This is a genomic window from Mesorhizobium sp. BR1-1-13 (assembly GCF_020165515.1).
Taxonomy (GTDB): domain Bacteria; phylum Pseudomonadota; class Alphaproteobacteria; order Rhizobiales; family Rhizobiaceae; genus Mesorhizobium.
The window spans coordinates 534661-549977 of sequence record NZ_JAIUIH010000002.1 but is presented as its reverse complement, the minus strand read 5'-3'; the positions used below and the strand labels follow the sequence as shown (position 1 = coordinate 549977).

Sequence of the window (15317 nt, the reverse complement as noted above, 5' to 3'; positions counted from 1 at the left end):
GTCGCCCTACTTGACGCCGATGCCGGCGGTGAGGCCGCCATCGATCTTGTAGTCCGCGCCGGTGCAGAAGCCGGCTTTCGATGAACAAAGGAAAGCGATGAGTTCCGCCACTTCCTCCGGCTCGCCGATCCGGCCGAGCGGATGGGCGGCGCCGAAGCGCCTGTAGGCTTCTTCGACATCGGCGTCGCTGCCACTGTCGCCACGCGCTGCCTTCTCGAGGATTGGCGTGCGGATCGAGCCCGGGCTGACCGAATTGACCCGGATGCCGGCCGCGGCATAGTCGAGCGCCAGCGAACGCGTCAGCGTGTGGATGGCGCCCTTGGTCGTGGCATAGGCGGCGACGTTCTGCTGGCAGGCGAACCCCTGCACCGAGGCGACATTGACGATGGCACCGCCGCCTCGGCGGATCATTTCGGGAATGCCGAAATGCGCGGTCAGGTAGATCGACCCGACATTGACCGTCATTGCCCGGTTCCAGGTTTCCCAGTCGGTCGTGGTCGCCGTGCCGTAGGGGTGGACCGCCGCCGAATTGATGATGATATCGATGCCGCCGAACCTCGCGACGCCCGCTGCGACCGCGTCGCGCACCTGGTCGGAAACGGAGACATCCACCGTTTGCACCAGCGCATTCGCTCCGGCCTTGGCTAGGCTTTCCTGCATGGCGGCATTGGCCGCCCGGTCGATGCCGCAGGCGATGATCGCAGCGCCGCCTTGCGCCAGGCGGCTCGCAGTGGCGAGCGCGATGCCGGTCGTGCCGGTGATCAGCGCCACCTTGTTCTCAAAATCAGACATGATGCAAATCCTTGGAAGATGTCGGCACTGGGTTTGCTGCCGAGATACGGGCGTTTTCGAGGTCGTCGGGAACGAAGCGCAAGCCGAAATCGAGATGCCGGCTCATCAGGTAGCAGTAGGCAATGCGGTCGCGCACGCGCAGCGCCGCGATGATCTCGCCATGCGCGTGGCGTGTTTCGCTCAGCACCGGCCGGATGGATTTGCCGACGGTCATGATGTGCAGGATGACCGGCGACAGGAACTGATAGGTCTGCACCAGCATGCGGTTGCCGGCGAGTTTCATCAGCGCCAGGTGAAAATCGAAATCGCGTTGCGCGGCTTCCTGGACATCCTTGCTGGTCTCGATCAGGCCATTGACCTCGTCAAGGGCTTCAAGTTCGGCGGCACTGGCATTGAGGATGATGTGGTCGCCGACGCTCACTTCGATGATGCGGCGAAATCCTTGTATGTCGTGAAAGGACGTTTTCGATATGTCCATTTGCGCGGCGAAAAAATTCTGGATCGCGACGTTCTGGCGATCGGCGAGCACCGCGCCGACGCGCGGCTTGGGATCGATCAGCCCATAGGTGCGGATGGTGCGCAGCGCCTCTCGTATCGTGTTGCGGCTGGCGCCGAACAGTTCGCCAAGCTCCCGTTCGGTGGGCAGCACATCGCCGATGGACATGGCGCGATTGCGAATGAGGTCGAGGATCTGCCGCACGGTCTGGTCGACGGCGGAACTGCTGATCCCGGCTTCGTCCGCCGCCTCCACCCAATCCTGGCTCGCCTGTTCCACCGCAGAACTCCTTGCTATTTGTTGGACCAGACTATGGCTCGATCCGCAGGAAATCAACCGCTTGGCGATGGAAAGGTTCTGTTGACAGGCTTGTGGTCCGACAATATGGTCGCCACCAATCCTGAGGAGGCTTCATGGAACAGTGCTGGCGCTGGTATGGTCCCGATGATCCGGTGACGCTTGAACATGTCAGGCAGGCCGGCGCCACCGGCGTTGTCTCCGCGCTGCACCAGATCTATGACGGCCGCGCCTGGCCTGAGGCCGATGTGCTCGAGCGCAAGCGGATCATCGAGGCGGCCGGCCTGAAATGGTCGGTCGTCGAGAGCATTCCGGTGCACAATTCCTTCAAGATCGGCGCGCCCGAGCGCGAGCGCTATGCCGGCTACTACCGCGACAGCATCCGGGCGCTCGCCAAGGCCGGCATCGAGACGATCTGTTATAATTTCATGCCGGTGGTGGACTGGACCCGCACCGACCTGATGTATCGCCTGCCGACAACCGGCTATGCGTTGCGCTTCGATGCTATCGATTTCGCGGCCTACGATCTTTTCGTGCTGCAGCGCAAGAATGGTGCGGCAAGCTACACGCCGGCGCGTATCGCCGAGGCCGAGAAGCGGCTGAAGACGCTGACGCCGGAGCAGATCGACCGGATCGAGCGCAATCTCATCGCCGGCCTGCCGGCGACCGAACGCAGCTATAACAGGGACAGCTTTCGCGAAGCCCTGGCTGAATACGATTCGATCGGCCCGAAGGAACTGCGCGACAATCTCGCCTGGTTCCTGCGCGAGATCATTCCGGCGGCCGAAGAGGAGGGAGTGCGTATGTGCATCCATCCCGACGATCCGCCCTTCTCTCTCTATGGCCTGCCACGCGTCGTTTCGACTGCCGAGGACGCGCGCTTCATCCTCAATGCCGTCGACAGCCCGGCCAATGGGCTGACCTTCTGCACCGGCTCCTACGGCACGCGCGCCGACAACGACATCGTCGCCATGGTCAAGGAATTCGCCGCCCGCATCCACTTCGTCCATCTGCGCAACATCACCATCGAGGAGGACGGCTCCTTCTACGAAGCCGAACACCTCGAGGGCGGCACAGACATGGCGCATGTCATCCTCGCGTTGATGCAGGAAGAGAAGCGCCGTCGCGAGGAAGGCCGGGTTGACTGGCAAATCCCGATGCGTCCGGACCATGGGCATCTGCTTGCCGACGACATCGGCAAGAAAAAGATCAATCCCGGCTATTCGCTTATCGGACGGCTCAAGGGTTTGGCTGAACTGCGCGGCATCATGCGCGCCGTGGAGCGTTTCGATCTGGCTTGAACCACGCGTCGGCCAGTCGGGAGGATGTATGCGCTTTTTGCGCAAATGAAAACAAGTTGCGTATATGAAAAATAGTGCTAGTGTCGATGGCGAGCCGGTTATTGCCGGCGCCGGGAGGATTTAAGTGGCATGACGAAGCTGCGCGGATTGGCGTGGGATCATAGACGATGCTGGGGTCCGCTGGACGCCAGCATCGAGTCCTATTGCGCCGCGCATCCCGGCCTGGAGATCCAATGGGACCGCCGCAGCCTCTATGAATTCGGTGAGGGTGCGCTCGGCCCGGTGCTCGGCACTTACGATCTTGTCGTGTTCGATCATCCCTTCATCGGCGATATCGCGCAGGATGAACTGATGGTCCCGTTCGACGCTTATCTGTCGGCCGAACAGATCCATTTCTTCGAGCGTGATTCAGTCGGTGCGTCCTGGCGCTCCTACCAGAAGAACAGCCGCCAGTGGGCGCTGCCGATCGATGCCGCCTGCCAGGTTGCTTCCTATCGGCCGGATTTGCTGGAGCGCTACGGGCCGGTGCCCAGCACGCACCAGGACGTGCTGGAGCTTGGCCGGCGTGCGCGCAGGGACGGCAAATGGCTTGGTCTGCCCTTTGTGCCGACCGACGCCATGTGCCTGCTTCTGACGCTCGGCCGCCCCCAGGAAGATGGCGAGCAATTCATCGCGAAGGAAGTGGTCGAGCAGGCGATTGCACAATTGCGCGGGCTTGCGGCGCTTTCGCACCCGGACTCGTCGAAGTGGAATCCGATCCGCTGCTACGACCACATGATCGCGCATGACGACGTTGTCTACGTGCCGTTCGCCTTCGGCTATGTGAATTACGCCTCGAAACCGGATAGGCCCCATTTGCGCTTCGCCGACGTGCCCACCCCGCAAGCCGCCGGCGCCTTGCTCGGCGGTGCCGGCATCGGCGTCAGCGCCCAATCGAAGCACAAGCAGGCTGCGATCGACTACGCACTGTTCCTGTGCTCGCCCGAATACCAGCGCGGCGGCTATGTGAAATCGGGCGGACAACCGGGTTCGCTGGCGGCCTGGAAGGATGCCGGGGTCAATCGTCTTGCCGGCGATTTCTTCGGCTCGACGCTGCGAACGATCGCCTCGTCCTATCTGCGTCCGACCCATCCGGGCTTCATCGCCTTCTTCCGCGAATGCGCGCCGCATGCCGCCGCCGCCATAGCCGGTGATATGTCGGCGACCGAACTCGCGGGCCACGTCAACAACCTCTACCGCGAAACCAGGCAAGTCCAGCCGGAACGGAGCGTCGCCTGATGGCCGCCAGCGGTGCCCAGACGATCGACGAGGGCGAAAGCGGCCGCAACGGCTATCGCGTGCCGGCGGTGGAAAAGGCGCTCGACGTTCTGGAATTCATGGCCTCCAGCGCCGAAACGCTGACCCAGACCGAGATCGCGACCGGCCTCGGCCGCTCAATACACGAGATCTACCGCATCCTGCTTCTGCTGGAGAAGCGGGGTTATATCTTCCGCACCCAGTCGGACCGTTTCCGGCTGTCGCTGAAGCTGTTCGAACTGGCGCACATGCATCCGCCGGTAAACCGGCTGGTGGAATGCGCTCTGCCGGTGATGCGCGAATTGACCGCCAATGCCGACCAGAGCTGCCACCTCGTGGTACGCGAGGGCCAGAACGCACTGGTGGTTTTGCAGATCGATTCGCCGCTGCCGATGCGCTACTCGGTAGCACTTGGGTCGCATTTCCCGATCCTCGAAACAAGTTCGGGTGCCGTGCTGCTCGCCCATTCGAGCCGGGCCGAGCGCGACCGCATCGTCGAGCGCATCGTGGCCGCCGGTGAGGGGCAGGGCACGCGGGCCGAAATCGAGGCGCGGCTGAACGAGGTCGCCAGGCTCGGCTACGAGATGCGCGCTTCCTTGGCAGTTGCGGCCTGCACCAACATCTCCATGCCTGTACGCGATCACACTGGTGCCGTCATCGCCGCGCTAACCGTGCCGCTGCTGCCGCAGAAGGCGGCGCGGTTCGATCCTGAAACTGTCTTCGAACGCACCCGGGCCGCCGCCGAAAAGATATCGGCCGCACTCGGCTGGGGCGAGGCCACCACCTCCTTACGTGCCGACCCGGAACGGCGGGACTATCCGTTCAGCGACTAACAAAAGCGATAAATCTGGGAGAAGAAAATGCTCTGGTCCAAGTCAATCCTGTTTGCGTCGGCCGCCGTGCTGGCGCTCGGGGCCGCCGCGCATGCCGAGAACATGCCCAAGCGCATCGGCTACGTCACCAACTACGCCACCCATGAGTGGTATCAGAACGTCATCAAGGGCATGAAGGCCCACGGCAAGGAACTCGGTATCGAGGTCGAGGTGCAGGATGCTAATCTCGACATCGCCAAGCAGGTCGCTGCGGCCGAGGACTTCATCGCCAAGGGCGTCGACGTGCTGATCATCACGCCGGTGAACGAGGAAGGCGTGGTGCCGCTGCTGCGCCAGGCCAAGGCCGCCAATGTCCCGGTCGTGCTGGAAGGCAATCCGGTCAAGGGCATGACCACCATGGTCGCCATCTGCGACTACGACACCGGCTATTTCTCCGGCGTGGAGGCCGGCAAATACGCCAAGGAAAAGCTCGGCGGCGTTGCCAAGGTGATGAATGTCGGCCTGCCGCTGCTTTCCGCCACCGTGCTGCGCTCGCACGGCTTCATGGACGGGCTGAAGACCATCATCCCCGACGCGGTCATGGTCCACGATCTCGACGGCGGCGGCAATCCGGACCGCGCTCTCGAAGTGTCCTCCGCGGCACTGGCCAAGAACGCCGATATCAACATCATCTACGGCATCAACGATTCGTCTTCGTTGGGTGGCCTGCAGGCCTGGAAAGCGGCGGGCAAGTCGCAGGATGGCCTGTTGACGGTCGGCACGGGCGGCGAGGGACTTGCCTTCATCAACGCGATGCAGAACGAGCCTTCCTACCGCATCGAAGCCGCGATGTTCCCCGAGAAGGAAGGCTTTACCGCCATCGATGCCGCGGTGAAGCTTTTCAACAATGAGGAAGTGCCGGAGCACATCGTCAGCCCGACCGCGCCGATGAACGGCGACGACTGGAAGAAGTTCTATGACTATGACGGCACCACCCGCACCATCAAATGGGATGCCGTCAACGCGTTGCAGCCGCCGGCAAAGTGCATGAAGACCTCCGCCGACCTGAAGAAATAAGGTCGGCCGACATCGCCCTTCCCGTGTTGCGGGAAGGGCAGGCGGTCAGGACCTTTCGGTGGCCAAGACAAATGCCGGGTTCGACGCGACAGGTTCCAGAAGAACCAGGCAAACGGCCGGGAATGGACTGAAATGAGCGAGCTTACACAGGCCTCCGCGTCGAAGCGTTTCATCGGCGGCAACCTTCTGGGCAGCAGCCAGCTCGTGCTGGGCGCAATCCTGGCCGTGCTGTGTATCGCCATCTCGATGGCGGCGCCGCAATTCTATTCGGAGGCCAACATCATCGCCATCCTGCGCCAATGCGCTCTGGTGCTGATCGTCGCCTCGGGCATGACCATGCTCATCATCACCGCCGAGGTCGACCTGTCGGTCGGCGCATCGCTCGCCTTCGTCGGCTGTATCGGCATGGCGGTGCTCAACGCAACCCATAGTCTTACGCTCGGCATGCTGGCGGCGCTCGCCTTTGCCGGCGGCGTCGGCCTGTTCAATGGGCTGGTCGTCACAAGGCTCAGGGTGAATTCGCTGATCGCCACCATCGGCACGATGATGATGCTGCAGGGCGGCGTCTATCTGTTCACGCGCGAGGCGGTGCAGAACCACAACCAATTGGCAAGCTTCACCGATCTCGGCGCCGGCTATATCGGCCCCGTGCCGGTTCCCGTCATCCTGGCGGCGCTGATCTTCGTGGTTGCCTATGTGACGCTGCGCTTCACCACGCTCGGCCGCTACCTCTACGCGGTCGGCGCCAATGAAAAGGCGGTGCGCCTGTCAGGCATTCGCTCGGAACGGCTCAAGCTGCTGGCCTTCGTCGTCACCGGCCTGTGCGTCGGTGTTGCCGGCATGATCCTGTCGTCGCTGATGAATGCCGGCCAGCCTACCGCCGGCCGTGGCTTCGAGCTGACGGTGATTGCCGCCGTCATCCTCGGCGGCACCAGCCTGCTCGGCGGCCGCGGTTCGCTGTTCGGTACCTTGCTTGGCGTTCTGGTGCTGAAGGTGATCGACAACGGCATCATCATCCTCGGCTGGAACCAGGATTTGCAGATGGTGGTGCCGGGCATCGTCATCATCCTGGCAACCTATCTCGACATCATCCGGAACAGAGCCAATGTCCGTTGATTTCCTGCATCCTGGCGAAGGCGCGGCCATCGATACCGATGTGCCGGCGCTGGAACTGCGCGGCATCGGCAAGCGCTTTCCCGGCGTCGTGGCGCTCGACAATGTCGACTTCACCCTGGAGCCCGGCAAGATTCATGCGCTGATGGGAGAGAACGGCGCCGGCAAGTCGACACTGATCAAGATCATGGCCGGCGTCTACGGCAAGGACGTCGGCTCCATTCGCATGCGCGGAGGCGAGGTCGACATCAAGTCGCCGCGCGACAGCTTGAAGCAAGGCATCAAGGTCGTGTTCCAGGAGATCGCGCTGATCTCCGAATTCACCGTTGCCGAGAACATCTTCCTGGAAGGCTATCCGACCGGCAGGACGGGCTCCATCGACTGGAAGAAGATCCGCGCCGATTCAGCCGCGCTCTTCGACCGCATCGGCTTCAACGTCGATCCGGCGGCGCGCACCGGCTCGCTGCCGGTCAGTCAGCAGCAGATGGTCGAGATCGCCCGTGCGCTCGCTCATGAAGCCCGTGTGGTGGTGATGGACGAGCCGACATCCTCGCTGACGCCGAACGAGGTTTCGCTGCTGTTCACCGTCATCCGCCGGCTTGCCAGCCTCGGCATCGCGGTGGTCTATGTCAGCCACAAGCTCGACGAAGTGTTCGAGATCGCCGACACGGTGACGGTGCTGCGCGACGGGCGCCACATCTCGACCAAGCCGATCGGCGAGCACACCAACGACACGCTGATCCAGGACATGATCGGCCGGCGCATCGAAAATCTGTTTCCCCGCAAGCGTGGCGCACCGGCTAGCAAGGTAGCCCTGTCAGTGGACAAGCTCAGCACGGCGAAGAAGCTCAACGGCGTGTCCTTCGAGGCGCGCGCCGGCGAGGTGCTCGGCTTCTTCGGGCTGATGGGCGCCGGTCGCACCGAACTCGCCAAGGCGATCGTCGGTTACGATCCGATCACTTCGGGCACGATCACCGTCGACGGTCAGCGCCTCTCGCCGCACGATACGCGCACCGGCGTCAGGTTAGGCATCGGTCTGCTCACCGAGGATCGCAAGAGCGAAGGGCTGATGGGCGAGCTGCCTGTCTACCAGAACGCCAGCCTCGCCTCGCTCGGCGCCTTCGCCCGCATGGGCTTCGTCGACAAGGCCAGGGAACACAAAGCGGTGCAGGATTACGTCAACCGCTTCCGCATCAAGACGCCCAGCCTGTTCCAAGAGGTGAAGAACCTGTCTGGCGGCAACCAGCAGAAGGTGCTGATCTCGCGCTGGCTGATGCGTGGCCTCAAGGTCATCGTCGTCGACGAGCCGACCCGCGGCATCGATGTCGGCGCCAAGTCCGAGATATTCGCCCTGATCGACCGGCTCGCCGGCGAAGGCCTGGCGGTCGTCATGATGACGTCGGAAATGCCGGAGCTGCTCGGTCTTGCCGACCGGGTCGCGGTGATGTGCGAAGGCCGCCTGACCGCGATCATGCCGCGCGACGAAGCCACGCAGGAGAAGATCCTCAATGCGGCGATCGGATAAATCATGAGCGTTGTGAATACAGTCTCCGCGAAAGCCCCGCCGTCCGTGCTGGCGCGGCTCTTTGCCCGGCAGGAACTGGCGCTGCTGGTCTGCCTCGTGCTGGTGCTGGCTTTCTTCTCGGTCACCGTCGAGAATTTCTTCTCCGTGCGCAATATGACCAATGTGCTTGGCCAGGCCTCGCTCGCGCTCACCGCCGGCATTGGCTGCGCCATCGTCTTCATTTCCGGCGAGGTCGACATCTCGATCGGATCGCTGCTGGCGACCATTGCACTGCCGCTGATCATCATCATGAACGACACCAATTCGCTGCTGCTCGGCGTCGGCGGCGCGCTGCTGTTCGGGCTGATCATCGGTGTCGTCAACGGCTATCTCACCGCCTATGCCGGCATCAACTCGCTGATCGTGACGCTGGGCACGATGTTCATCATGCGCGGCGGCGTCTATCTCTACACTGGTCAGCGCGCGATCCCTGACGATGCCAGCCTCGACAGCTTCATCGCGCTGTCGGATGGCCGCCTGTTCAATGTCATCCCCTATTCGGCCGTCATCGCCATCGTCCTGCTCGCAGCCTTCGCCTACATGATGCAGCACCGGCCGTTCGGACGGCAAATCTATGCCGTCGGCGGCAATCAGGAAGTGGCCCGCCTTGCAGGCTACGACGTGCGGCGGGTCAAGTTCATCTGCTTCATCATCAGCGCGCTACTGGCGACGGTCGCCGGCATCATCCTGGCCGCGCGGGTCGGCTCGGCGCAGCATACGGCGGGGTTGAATTTCGAATTCCAGGTGGTTGCCGCCACCGTGCTCGGCGGGGTCAGCCTTGCCGGCGGCATCGGCAGCCTGACCGGCATGGCGCTCGGTGTGCTGATCCTGCAATTCCTGTCCAACGGGCTGCGCGGGCTTGGCCTGCCGACCGAATGGCAGCTGGTCATCACCGGCATGATCATCATTGCCGCGGTCGCCCTCGATGAGGCGAAACGCCGGCGTGCGAATGGAGGCTGAAGATGGCTCGTCTTGAAGCAAAAATCGCCGTCATCACGGGTGCGGCCGACGGTATCGGCCACGCGATCGCGCAAGCGATGGCGCGCGAAGGGGCGCATGTCTTTCTGGGCGACATCGCCGACAGCGCGGGCGAGGATTTCGCGGCCGCGCTTCGCGCTGCCGGCCACCGCGCCGACTATGTGCATTGCGACGTCTCGCAGGAGGCCGACATTTCAGGCCTCATCGACAGCGCCGTCAAAAAGACGGGACGCCTCGACATACTGGTCAACAACGCGGCCATCGCCATTGGCGGCATGCCGGTGCACGAGATGACCGACGAGCAGTGGTACCGGCTGATAGCGGTCAACCTGACCAGCGTGTTCCGCGGCTGCAAATACGCGCTGCCGCACATGATCGCGCAGAAATCGGGCTCGATCATCAACATGGCCTCCGCGCAGGGTCACATCGGGCTTGATGGCTGGACCGCCTATGCCGGCGCCAAGGGCGCGGTCATGGCGATGACACGCCAGATGGCGGTTGAATTCGGGCCGCTGAACATCCGCGTCAATTCGATCTCGCCGGGCACCATCAACACGCCGATGAACGAGAAACTCATCAAGGAGATCGGCGGCAATCTCGCCAAGGCCTGGGTCAAGATGCATCCGCTCGGCCGTATCGGCGAGCCTTCGGAAGTGGCCGAGGCCGCCGTCTATCTTGCCTCCGATGCCGCCGGCTTCACCACCGGCACCGACCTGCGCGTCGATGGCGGGTTGACGGCGGCACCGCGCTACGTTCCCGAACTGCTTTGAAAATTTTGAAACGAGACATGACATGAACAAGGCCCTCGAAGGCGTCCGCATCCTCGATTTCAGCCATCTGCTGCAGGGGCCGTTCGCTACCCAGCTGCTCGGCGACATGGGCGCCGATGTCGTCAAGATCGAGCGCGCCGGCGCCGGCGACATGTTCCGTGGCATGACCTTTTTCGCCAAATGGGTCGGCGGTTCGGAGAGCCCGAACTTCCTCGCCTGGAACCGCAACAAGCGTTCGATCGCGCTCAACCTGAAGAGCCGCAAGGTGCATGCTATCATCATGGAGATGGCGAAAAGCGCCGACGTGGTGGTGCAGAATTTCCGCCCCGGCGTGCTGGCCAAGCTCGGCTACGGCTATGAGGATTTCAAGGCCATCAATCCGCGCATCATCTATTGCTCAGGTTCGGGCTACGGCGAGGAAGGACCCTATGTCGAGCGCCCCGGCCAGGACATGCTGATCCAGGGGCTCGCAGGGCTGATCGCCAACACCGGCCGCGGCGACCAGGCCCCGGTTCCCGCCGGCGCCGGCCTCGCCGACCAGATCGGCGCCATGAACATGGTCTACGGCATCCTGTCGGCGCTCTATTATCGCGAGAAGACCGGCAAGGGCCAGAAGATCGAGGTCAACCTGCTGGCAGGCCTCTTGGCGCATCTCAACCAGGAATATGTCGCGGTGCTCAACCTCGGTGAGGACTTCGTGCGGCCGAATTCCGGGATCGGCCATCCCGGCATGCAGGCGCCGTTCGGCATCTACGAGACCAGCGACGGCGGCTACGTGTCGATCGCCATGAGCCCATTCAAAACCCTGTATGGGGTGCTGGAGGCCCCGCAGCTTGCCGTCTACGACGACCTCAAGACTTTGTTCGACAAGCGCGATGAAGTCTTTGAGAAGGTGAATGCCGAGACCAGGAAATTCGCCACGCAGGATTTGTTGGCGCGGCTGCTGGCGGCCGACATCTGGTGCGCCGAGGTGAAGGATATCCGCCGCGCCGCTGAGGACCCGCAGGTCAAGCACATGGGCATGATCACCAGCTATGACCATCCGCGCGGCGGTACGGTGCGGGTGGTCGCCCCGGCGGTGAAAATGAGCGAGACGCCCGCGACCATAGAACGGCCGGCGCCGCTGGTCGGCCAGCACGGCCGCGAGATCCTGGCCGAGTTCGGCCTCTCCAGGGACGAGATCGCCGCATTGGAGGCGTCCGGTGACATGACCGTGGACGCCGCCTGACGATGCGCGCCTGCCAGACACTCACGGTCGAAACCGCGGGCCGCGTCGCGATCGTCACCTTCCGCCGCGCCGATCAGCTCAACGCCATGAACCGGCTGATGCAAGGCGAGATCACCGAAACCTTCGAGTCGCTATCCGGCGATGCAAGCATCGGGGCGATCGTGGTGACAGGGGAAGGGCGCGGCTTCATGGCCGGCGCCGACATCAAGGAATACGCCGCCCAGACCGGACCGGAATTCGATATTTTCCAGGCTGCCGGCATGCGCATGTACGCGGCCATCGAGAACAACCGCAAACCGGTGATCGCGGCGGTCAACGGCTTCGCGCTGGGCGGCGGCATGGAGCTGGTGCTGTGCTGCGACCTCGTGATCGCCAACCAATTCGCCAAGCTCGGCCTGCCGGAGATCAAGCTCGGGCTGGTCCCCGGCGGCGGCGGCACGCAACGCAGCGTCGCCAAGCTCGGCCGCAACCGCGCCAATTTCCTGCTGATGACCGGCGCCATCGTCCCGGCCTCGCAATTCGTCGCTGCCGGTCTGGTCAACGAGATCGTCGAGGTCGACCGGCTGATGCCGCGCGCGCTGGAACTGGCCGAAATGATCGCCGCCGAGCCCGCTGCCGCAATCGAGGGACTGAAGACTCTGACGGCGCATGCCGTGTCCGGTGATCTGGCCGATGGGCTCACCATGGAACGCGACATATTGGGTGAGCTCTATCGCAGCGAGATCGGCCAGCAGCGCGTCAGGGAGTTTGCCGAGCGGAGCACGACAAAGGCAAAGAAGGGCGGGCCGTGAACGCGGGCGATGACTATCGCGGATTGGGCTGGGCGCATGGCGCGCTGACTGTCCAGCGGCTTGGCGCGATGCTGGCGCCGGTTACGTTCATTCTTGAGGACGGTCGGCAGATCTCGCCGATGCACATTGCGCCGTGGTCGAACGAACCGCAGGCACAAGCGCTGCCAGGCATCCTGCGCAAGCTTCGCGGCGAATGGCCCTGCGTGCCGTTCGGCTATTCGGTGCCTGCCGAGGGATGGCCCGAGGACTGGGCGCGGGCGATGGGTCCGCCGGAACCAGGCGAAGAAGTCCATGGCCATAGCTCCAATCATGAGTGGACATGGCGTCCCAGTAGTCGCGGATCATTGTCGCTGACGCTTACCTATCCCGAGGGAAGTCCGGTCGAGCATGTTGAACGGACCGTGCGGCCCGACCCGTTGGCGCCCGCCATCGACATCGTGTTGAAGATCGTCGTTCGCCGTGTCTGCCGCCTGCCGATCGGCCTGCATCCGGTGTTCCGGCTGCCGTTCGAGACGGGCGCAGCCACGTTGCAATTCGGTGGCTTCGACGAGGGCCGCACCTATCCGCACGATGTCGAACCAGGTGCTGCGCTATTTGCCCGGAACAAGACGTTCCTTGAACTGACAGCCGTGCCGTCGCGCACAGGCAAAGCGGTCGATGCCTCGCGGCTTCCCTTGGCTGCCGCAACGGAGGAGCTGCTGCAGATCGAGGGCACTGACGGTTTGGCGGCGCTCCTCAATCACGAGGACGGCTATCGGGTGGACCTCTCCTGGCAGAAGGAGCATTTCCCAAGCCTTCTGCTCTGGTACTCCAATCGCGGCCGCAAGGCCGCGCCCTGGAGTGGCCGTCATGTCGCCATCGGCATCGAGCCGATCTGCTCGCCCTTCGGGCTCGGCCCGGCGATGGCGTTGGCCGACAATCCGATCGCACAATCCGGCATTGCGACCGCACTCGAATTCTCGCCGGAAAAGCCGTTCGTCACCCGCTATCGCATCGAGGCATCCGCGCTGTGACGAACCGTACCGCAATGTCTCTGGTCAAGCCGAACCGGCCGCGCTTCACGGATGTCGAGGGACTGGCAGCGATGGTCGGCCGTGGCGAATCGGTTGGCGTCGGCGGCCATCATTTCGCCCGGCTGCCGATCGCATTGCTGCGGGCGATAGCCCGGTCGGGCGTCAAGGATCTGCGTTACATCTGCTGGGCCGGCGGCTTACCGCTCGAACTGCTGCTCGAAGCGCATGCCGTGGCTGAAATCGATCTCTGTTTCTCCAGCCTCGACATTTTCGGCCTGCCGCCAAAATTTCGCGCAGCCGCCGAGAGCGGCGCGATACCGGTTCGCGATTGGACGGCGCTGGCCATGATCCAGGCGCTGCGGGCGGCGCAACAGAACTTGCCCTCGATGTCGTTCCAGCTTCCGCAGGGATCGGACATGCTAGCGCGCGTGCCGGGTGCGAGCGCCAGACCTGATCCGATTGCCGGAGCCGAAAACGGATTCATTCCGCCGCTGCGGCTCGACACATTCGTCGTCCATGCCCAGCGCGCGGATGAAAGCGGCAATGTGCAGATCATCGGGCCCCGCGCGCTGGACTTCGCCATGGCGGGTGCGGCGCGCCAGGTGCTGGTCACGGTCGAGGAAATCGTTCCGGTCGGGACGCTGCGCCAGGACGGCCGCCAGAGCGTGCTGACCCGCAATCAGGTTTCGGCCATTGCCCTGGCGCCGGGCGGCGCTTATCCGGCCTCCTGCCTGCCGTTTTACGTCACCGATTATCAGCGATTGTGGGAGGCGTTCGCCGACCGGGAAACGTCCTTGGCGGACAATCTGCGACCGCCTTCCGAGGGCGTGCCGAAGCCGTTGCAAAGCGCCGCGAAGGTACGCGCTGCGGCAGTGCTCGCCATGCCCGCGCTAGCGCACGCCGAAAAGAAAGCGTCCGTCGACGAGATCATCGCCGCCCGCATCGCTGCCGAACTTGACAATGAGAGCTTCGCCAGCGCGGGTGCAGTCTCGCCGCTGGCCAATGTCGCATACCGCCTGGCCAAGGCGACGCACGCGCCGGACATGATCATCGCGACGATGAGCTGCGGCCATCTCGACATCGCGCCGAGCCCGATGGTCCTGTCGCTGATCGAAAGCCTTGATTGCGAAACGGCGGTGGCGCATGCCGGCGGCGACGACACCTACTCGACCTACTACCAGGCCGGCGCGGTGACGCACGAGATCGTCGGCGCGGCACAGGTCGACCGGCGCGGCCGCGTCAACACGATCGCACTGCGCAAACCAAGCGGCGGCCTCATCCGGTTGCCGGGGCAAGGCGGCATGGCCGATGTTGCCAACATGCACCGCGATTACCTGCTCTACATCCCCCGCCACTCGATCCAGTCGCTGGTAAATGAGGTCGAAATCGTCAGCTCGGCTCGCGGGCTGCTGACTCCGGCCGAGCGCGCGCCGATGGGCTATCGCACCGGCAGAGCGCTGGTCTTCACTGATCTCTGTGTCTTCCGGCTCGATCAGACTTCGAGGGAATTGATCGTTGTCGAAACCATGCCGAGCGTCACGCAGCAGCAGATCCGTGACGCCACCGGATTTGCGGTGTCGTTCGATCCCGACTGCCGCGAGGTTCCACTGCCTTCCGACGACACGCTCGCCACCTTGCGAACCCGCATCGACCCGCTCGGTCTGCGCCGTCTGGAGTTCGTCAGCGCCAAGGAGCGCGGCGCGCTGATCGCCGAGATTCTTGAAGCCGACCGCGCGATGGTCGAACGCTGCATCGCCGCGCAGACGGCGCTTGTCGAAAGCTGAGACCC

The 15317-nt window shown here is 63.6% G+C and carries 14 protein-coding genes; 12 read left to right on the top strand and 2 right to left on the bottom strand.

Annotated elements, in window-relative coordinates; genetic code table 11:
- Positions 1–6: 6 nt before the first annotated feature.
- Positions 7–792, bottom strand: a complete 786-nt coding sequence (locus LB533_RS07015; RefSeq protein ID WP_140638394.1) for an SDR family NAD(P)-dependent oxidoreductase — start codon at positions 790–792, stop codon at positions 7–9.
- Positions 785–1567, bottom strand: coding sequence for a FadR/GntR family transcriptional regulator (locus tag LB533_RS07010; RefSeq protein WP_140638395.1), 783 nt, complete (start codon positions 1565–1567; stop codon positions 785–787). Before LB533_RS07010 ends, LB533_RS07015 begins: the two co-directional genes overlap by 8 nt.
- Positions 1568–1701: 134 nt before the next feature.
- Here LB533_RS07010 and uxuA point away from each other — a divergent pair, with 134 nt between their 5' ends.
- The 12 genes from uxuA to LB533_RS06950 all read left to right on the top strand — a co-directional run bounded on the left by uxuA (position 1702) and on the right by LB533_RS06950 (position 15312).
- On the top strand, positions 1702–2886 hold the full coding sequence (gene uxuA, locus LB533_RS07005) for a mannonate dehydratase (protein WP_140638396.1): 1185 nt from the start codon (positions 1702–1704) through the stop codon (positions 2884–2886).
- Positions 2887–3015: 129 nt separating this feature from the next.
- Positions 3016–4164: an ABC transporter substrate-binding protein gene (locus LB533_RS07000; RefSeq protein ID WP_140638397.1), complete on the top strand. Its 1149-nt coding sequence runs from the start codon at positions 3016–3018 to the stop codon at positions 4162–4164.
- Complete coding sequence (locus tag LB533_RS06995; protein ID WP_140638398.1) at positions 4164–5015, top strand: IclR family transcriptional regulator; 852 nt, start codon at positions 4164–4166, stop codon at positions 5013–5015. Before LB533_RS07000 ends, LB533_RS06995 begins: the two co-directional genes overlap by 1 nt.
- Before the next feature lie 27 nt (positions 5016–5042).
- The gene (locus tag LB533_RS06990) at positions 5043–6071 is read left to right on the top strand and encodes a sugar ABC transporter substrate-binding protein (protein ID WP_140638399.1); all 1029 of its coding nucleotides are present in this window, start codon (positions 5043–5045) and stop codon (positions 6069–6071) included.
- Positions 6072–6203: 132 nt separating this feature from the next.
- Positions 6204–7187 (top strand): ABC transporter permease, encoded by a 984-nt coding sequence (locus LB533_RS06985; RefSeq protein ID WP_140638400.1) that lies wholly within the window; start codon positions 6204–6206, stop codon positions 7185–7187.
- Complete coding sequence (locus LB533_RS06980) at positions 7177–8709, top strand: sugar ABC transporter ATP-binding protein (RefSeq protein ID WP_140638401.1); 1533 nt, start codon at positions 7177–7179, stop codon at positions 8707–8709. Before LB533_RS06985 ends, LB533_RS06980 begins: the two co-directional genes overlap by 11 nt.
- A gap of 3 nt (positions 8710–8712) precedes the next feature.
- Positions 8713–9708, top strand: a complete 996-nt coding sequence (locus tag LB533_RS06975; RefSeq protein ID WP_140638402.1) for an ABC transporter permease — start codon at positions 8713–8715, stop codon at positions 9706–9708.
- A 2-nt stretch (positions 9709–9710) separates the two neighbouring features.
- The gene (locus LB533_RS06970) at positions 9711–10496 is read left to right on the top strand and encodes an SDR family NAD(P)-dependent oxidoreductase (protein ID WP_224676952.1); all 786 of its coding nucleotides are present in this window, start codon (positions 9711–9713) and stop codon (positions 10494–10496) included.
- Positions 10497–10518: 22 nt separating this feature from the next.
- Positions 10519–11724: a CaiB/BaiF CoA transferase family protein gene (locus tag LB533_RS06965; protein ID WP_140638404.1), complete on the top strand. Its 1206-nt coding sequence runs from the start codon at positions 10519–10521 to the stop codon at positions 11722–11724.
- A 2-nt stretch (positions 11725–11726) separates the two neighbouring features.
- Positions 11727–12515, top strand: coding sequence for an enoyl-CoA hydratase/isomerase family protein (locus LB533_RS06960; protein ID WP_140638405.1), 789 nt, complete (start codon positions 11727–11729; stop codon positions 12513–12515).
- A complete protein-coding gene (locus tag LB533_RS06955) occupies positions 12512–13528 on the top strand; it encodes a hypothetical protein (RefSeq protein WP_140638406.1) in 1017 nt (338 codons plus the stop codon). The genes LB533_RS06960 and LB533_RS06955 overlap by 4 nt, the downstream gene beginning before the upstream one ends.
- Positions 13525–15312 (top strand): CoA-transferase, encoded by a 1788-nt coding sequence (locus LB533_RS06950; RefSeq protein ID WP_224676951.1) that lies wholly within the window; start codon positions 13525–13527, stop codon positions 15310–15312. Before LB533_RS06955 ends, LB533_RS06950 begins: the two co-directional genes overlap by 4 nt.
- Positions 15313–15317: the final 5 nt, after the last annotated feature.

Bases quoted from the DNA above. Each gene is read 5' to 3' on its own strand.
- LB533_RS06985 (WP_140638400.1), top strand. From the start codon at position 6,204: ATGAGCGAGCTTACACAGGCCTCCGCGTCGAAGCGTTTCATCGGCGGC.
- LB533_RS06960 (WP_140638405.1), top strand. From the start codon at position 11,727: ATGCGCGCCTGCCAGACACTCACGGTCGAAACCGCGGGCCGCGTCGCG.
- LB533_RS06970 (WP_224676952.1), top strand. From the start codon at position 9,711: ATGGCTCGTCTTGAAGCAAAAATCGCCGTCATCACGGGTGCGGCCGAC.
- LB533_RS06965 (WP_140638404.1), top strand. From the start codon at position 10,519: ATGAACAAGGCCCTCGAAGGCGTCCGCATCCTCGATTTCAGCCATCTG.
- LB533_RS06995 (WP_140638398.1), top strand. From the start codon at position 4,164: ATGGCCGCCAGCGGTGCCCAGACGATCGACGAGGGCGAAAGCGGCCGC.
- LB533_RS06975 (WP_140638402.1), top strand. From the start codon at position 8,713: ATGAGCGTTGTGAATACAGTCTCCGCGAAAGCCCCGCCGTCCGTGCTG.
- LB533_RS07000 (WP_140638397.1), top strand. From the start codon at position 3,016: ATGACGAAGCTGCGCGGATTGGCGTGGGATCATAGACGATGCTGGGGT.
- LB533_RS07015 (WP_140638394.1), bottom strand. From the start codon at position 792: ATGTCTGATTTTGAGAACAAGGTGGCGCTGATCACCGGCACGACCGGC.
- LB533_RS06980 (WP_140638401.1), top strand. From the start codon at position 7,177: ATGTCCGTTGATTTCCTGCATCCTGGCGAAGGCGCGGCCATCGATACC.
- uxuA (WP_140638396.1), top strand. From the start codon at position 1,702: ATGGAACAGTGCTGGCGCTGGTATGGTCCCGATGATCCGGTGACGCTT.
- LB533_RS06990 (WP_140638399.1), top strand. From the start codon at position 5,043: ATGCTCTGGTCCAAGTCAATCCTGTTTGCGTCGGCCGCCGTGCTGGCG.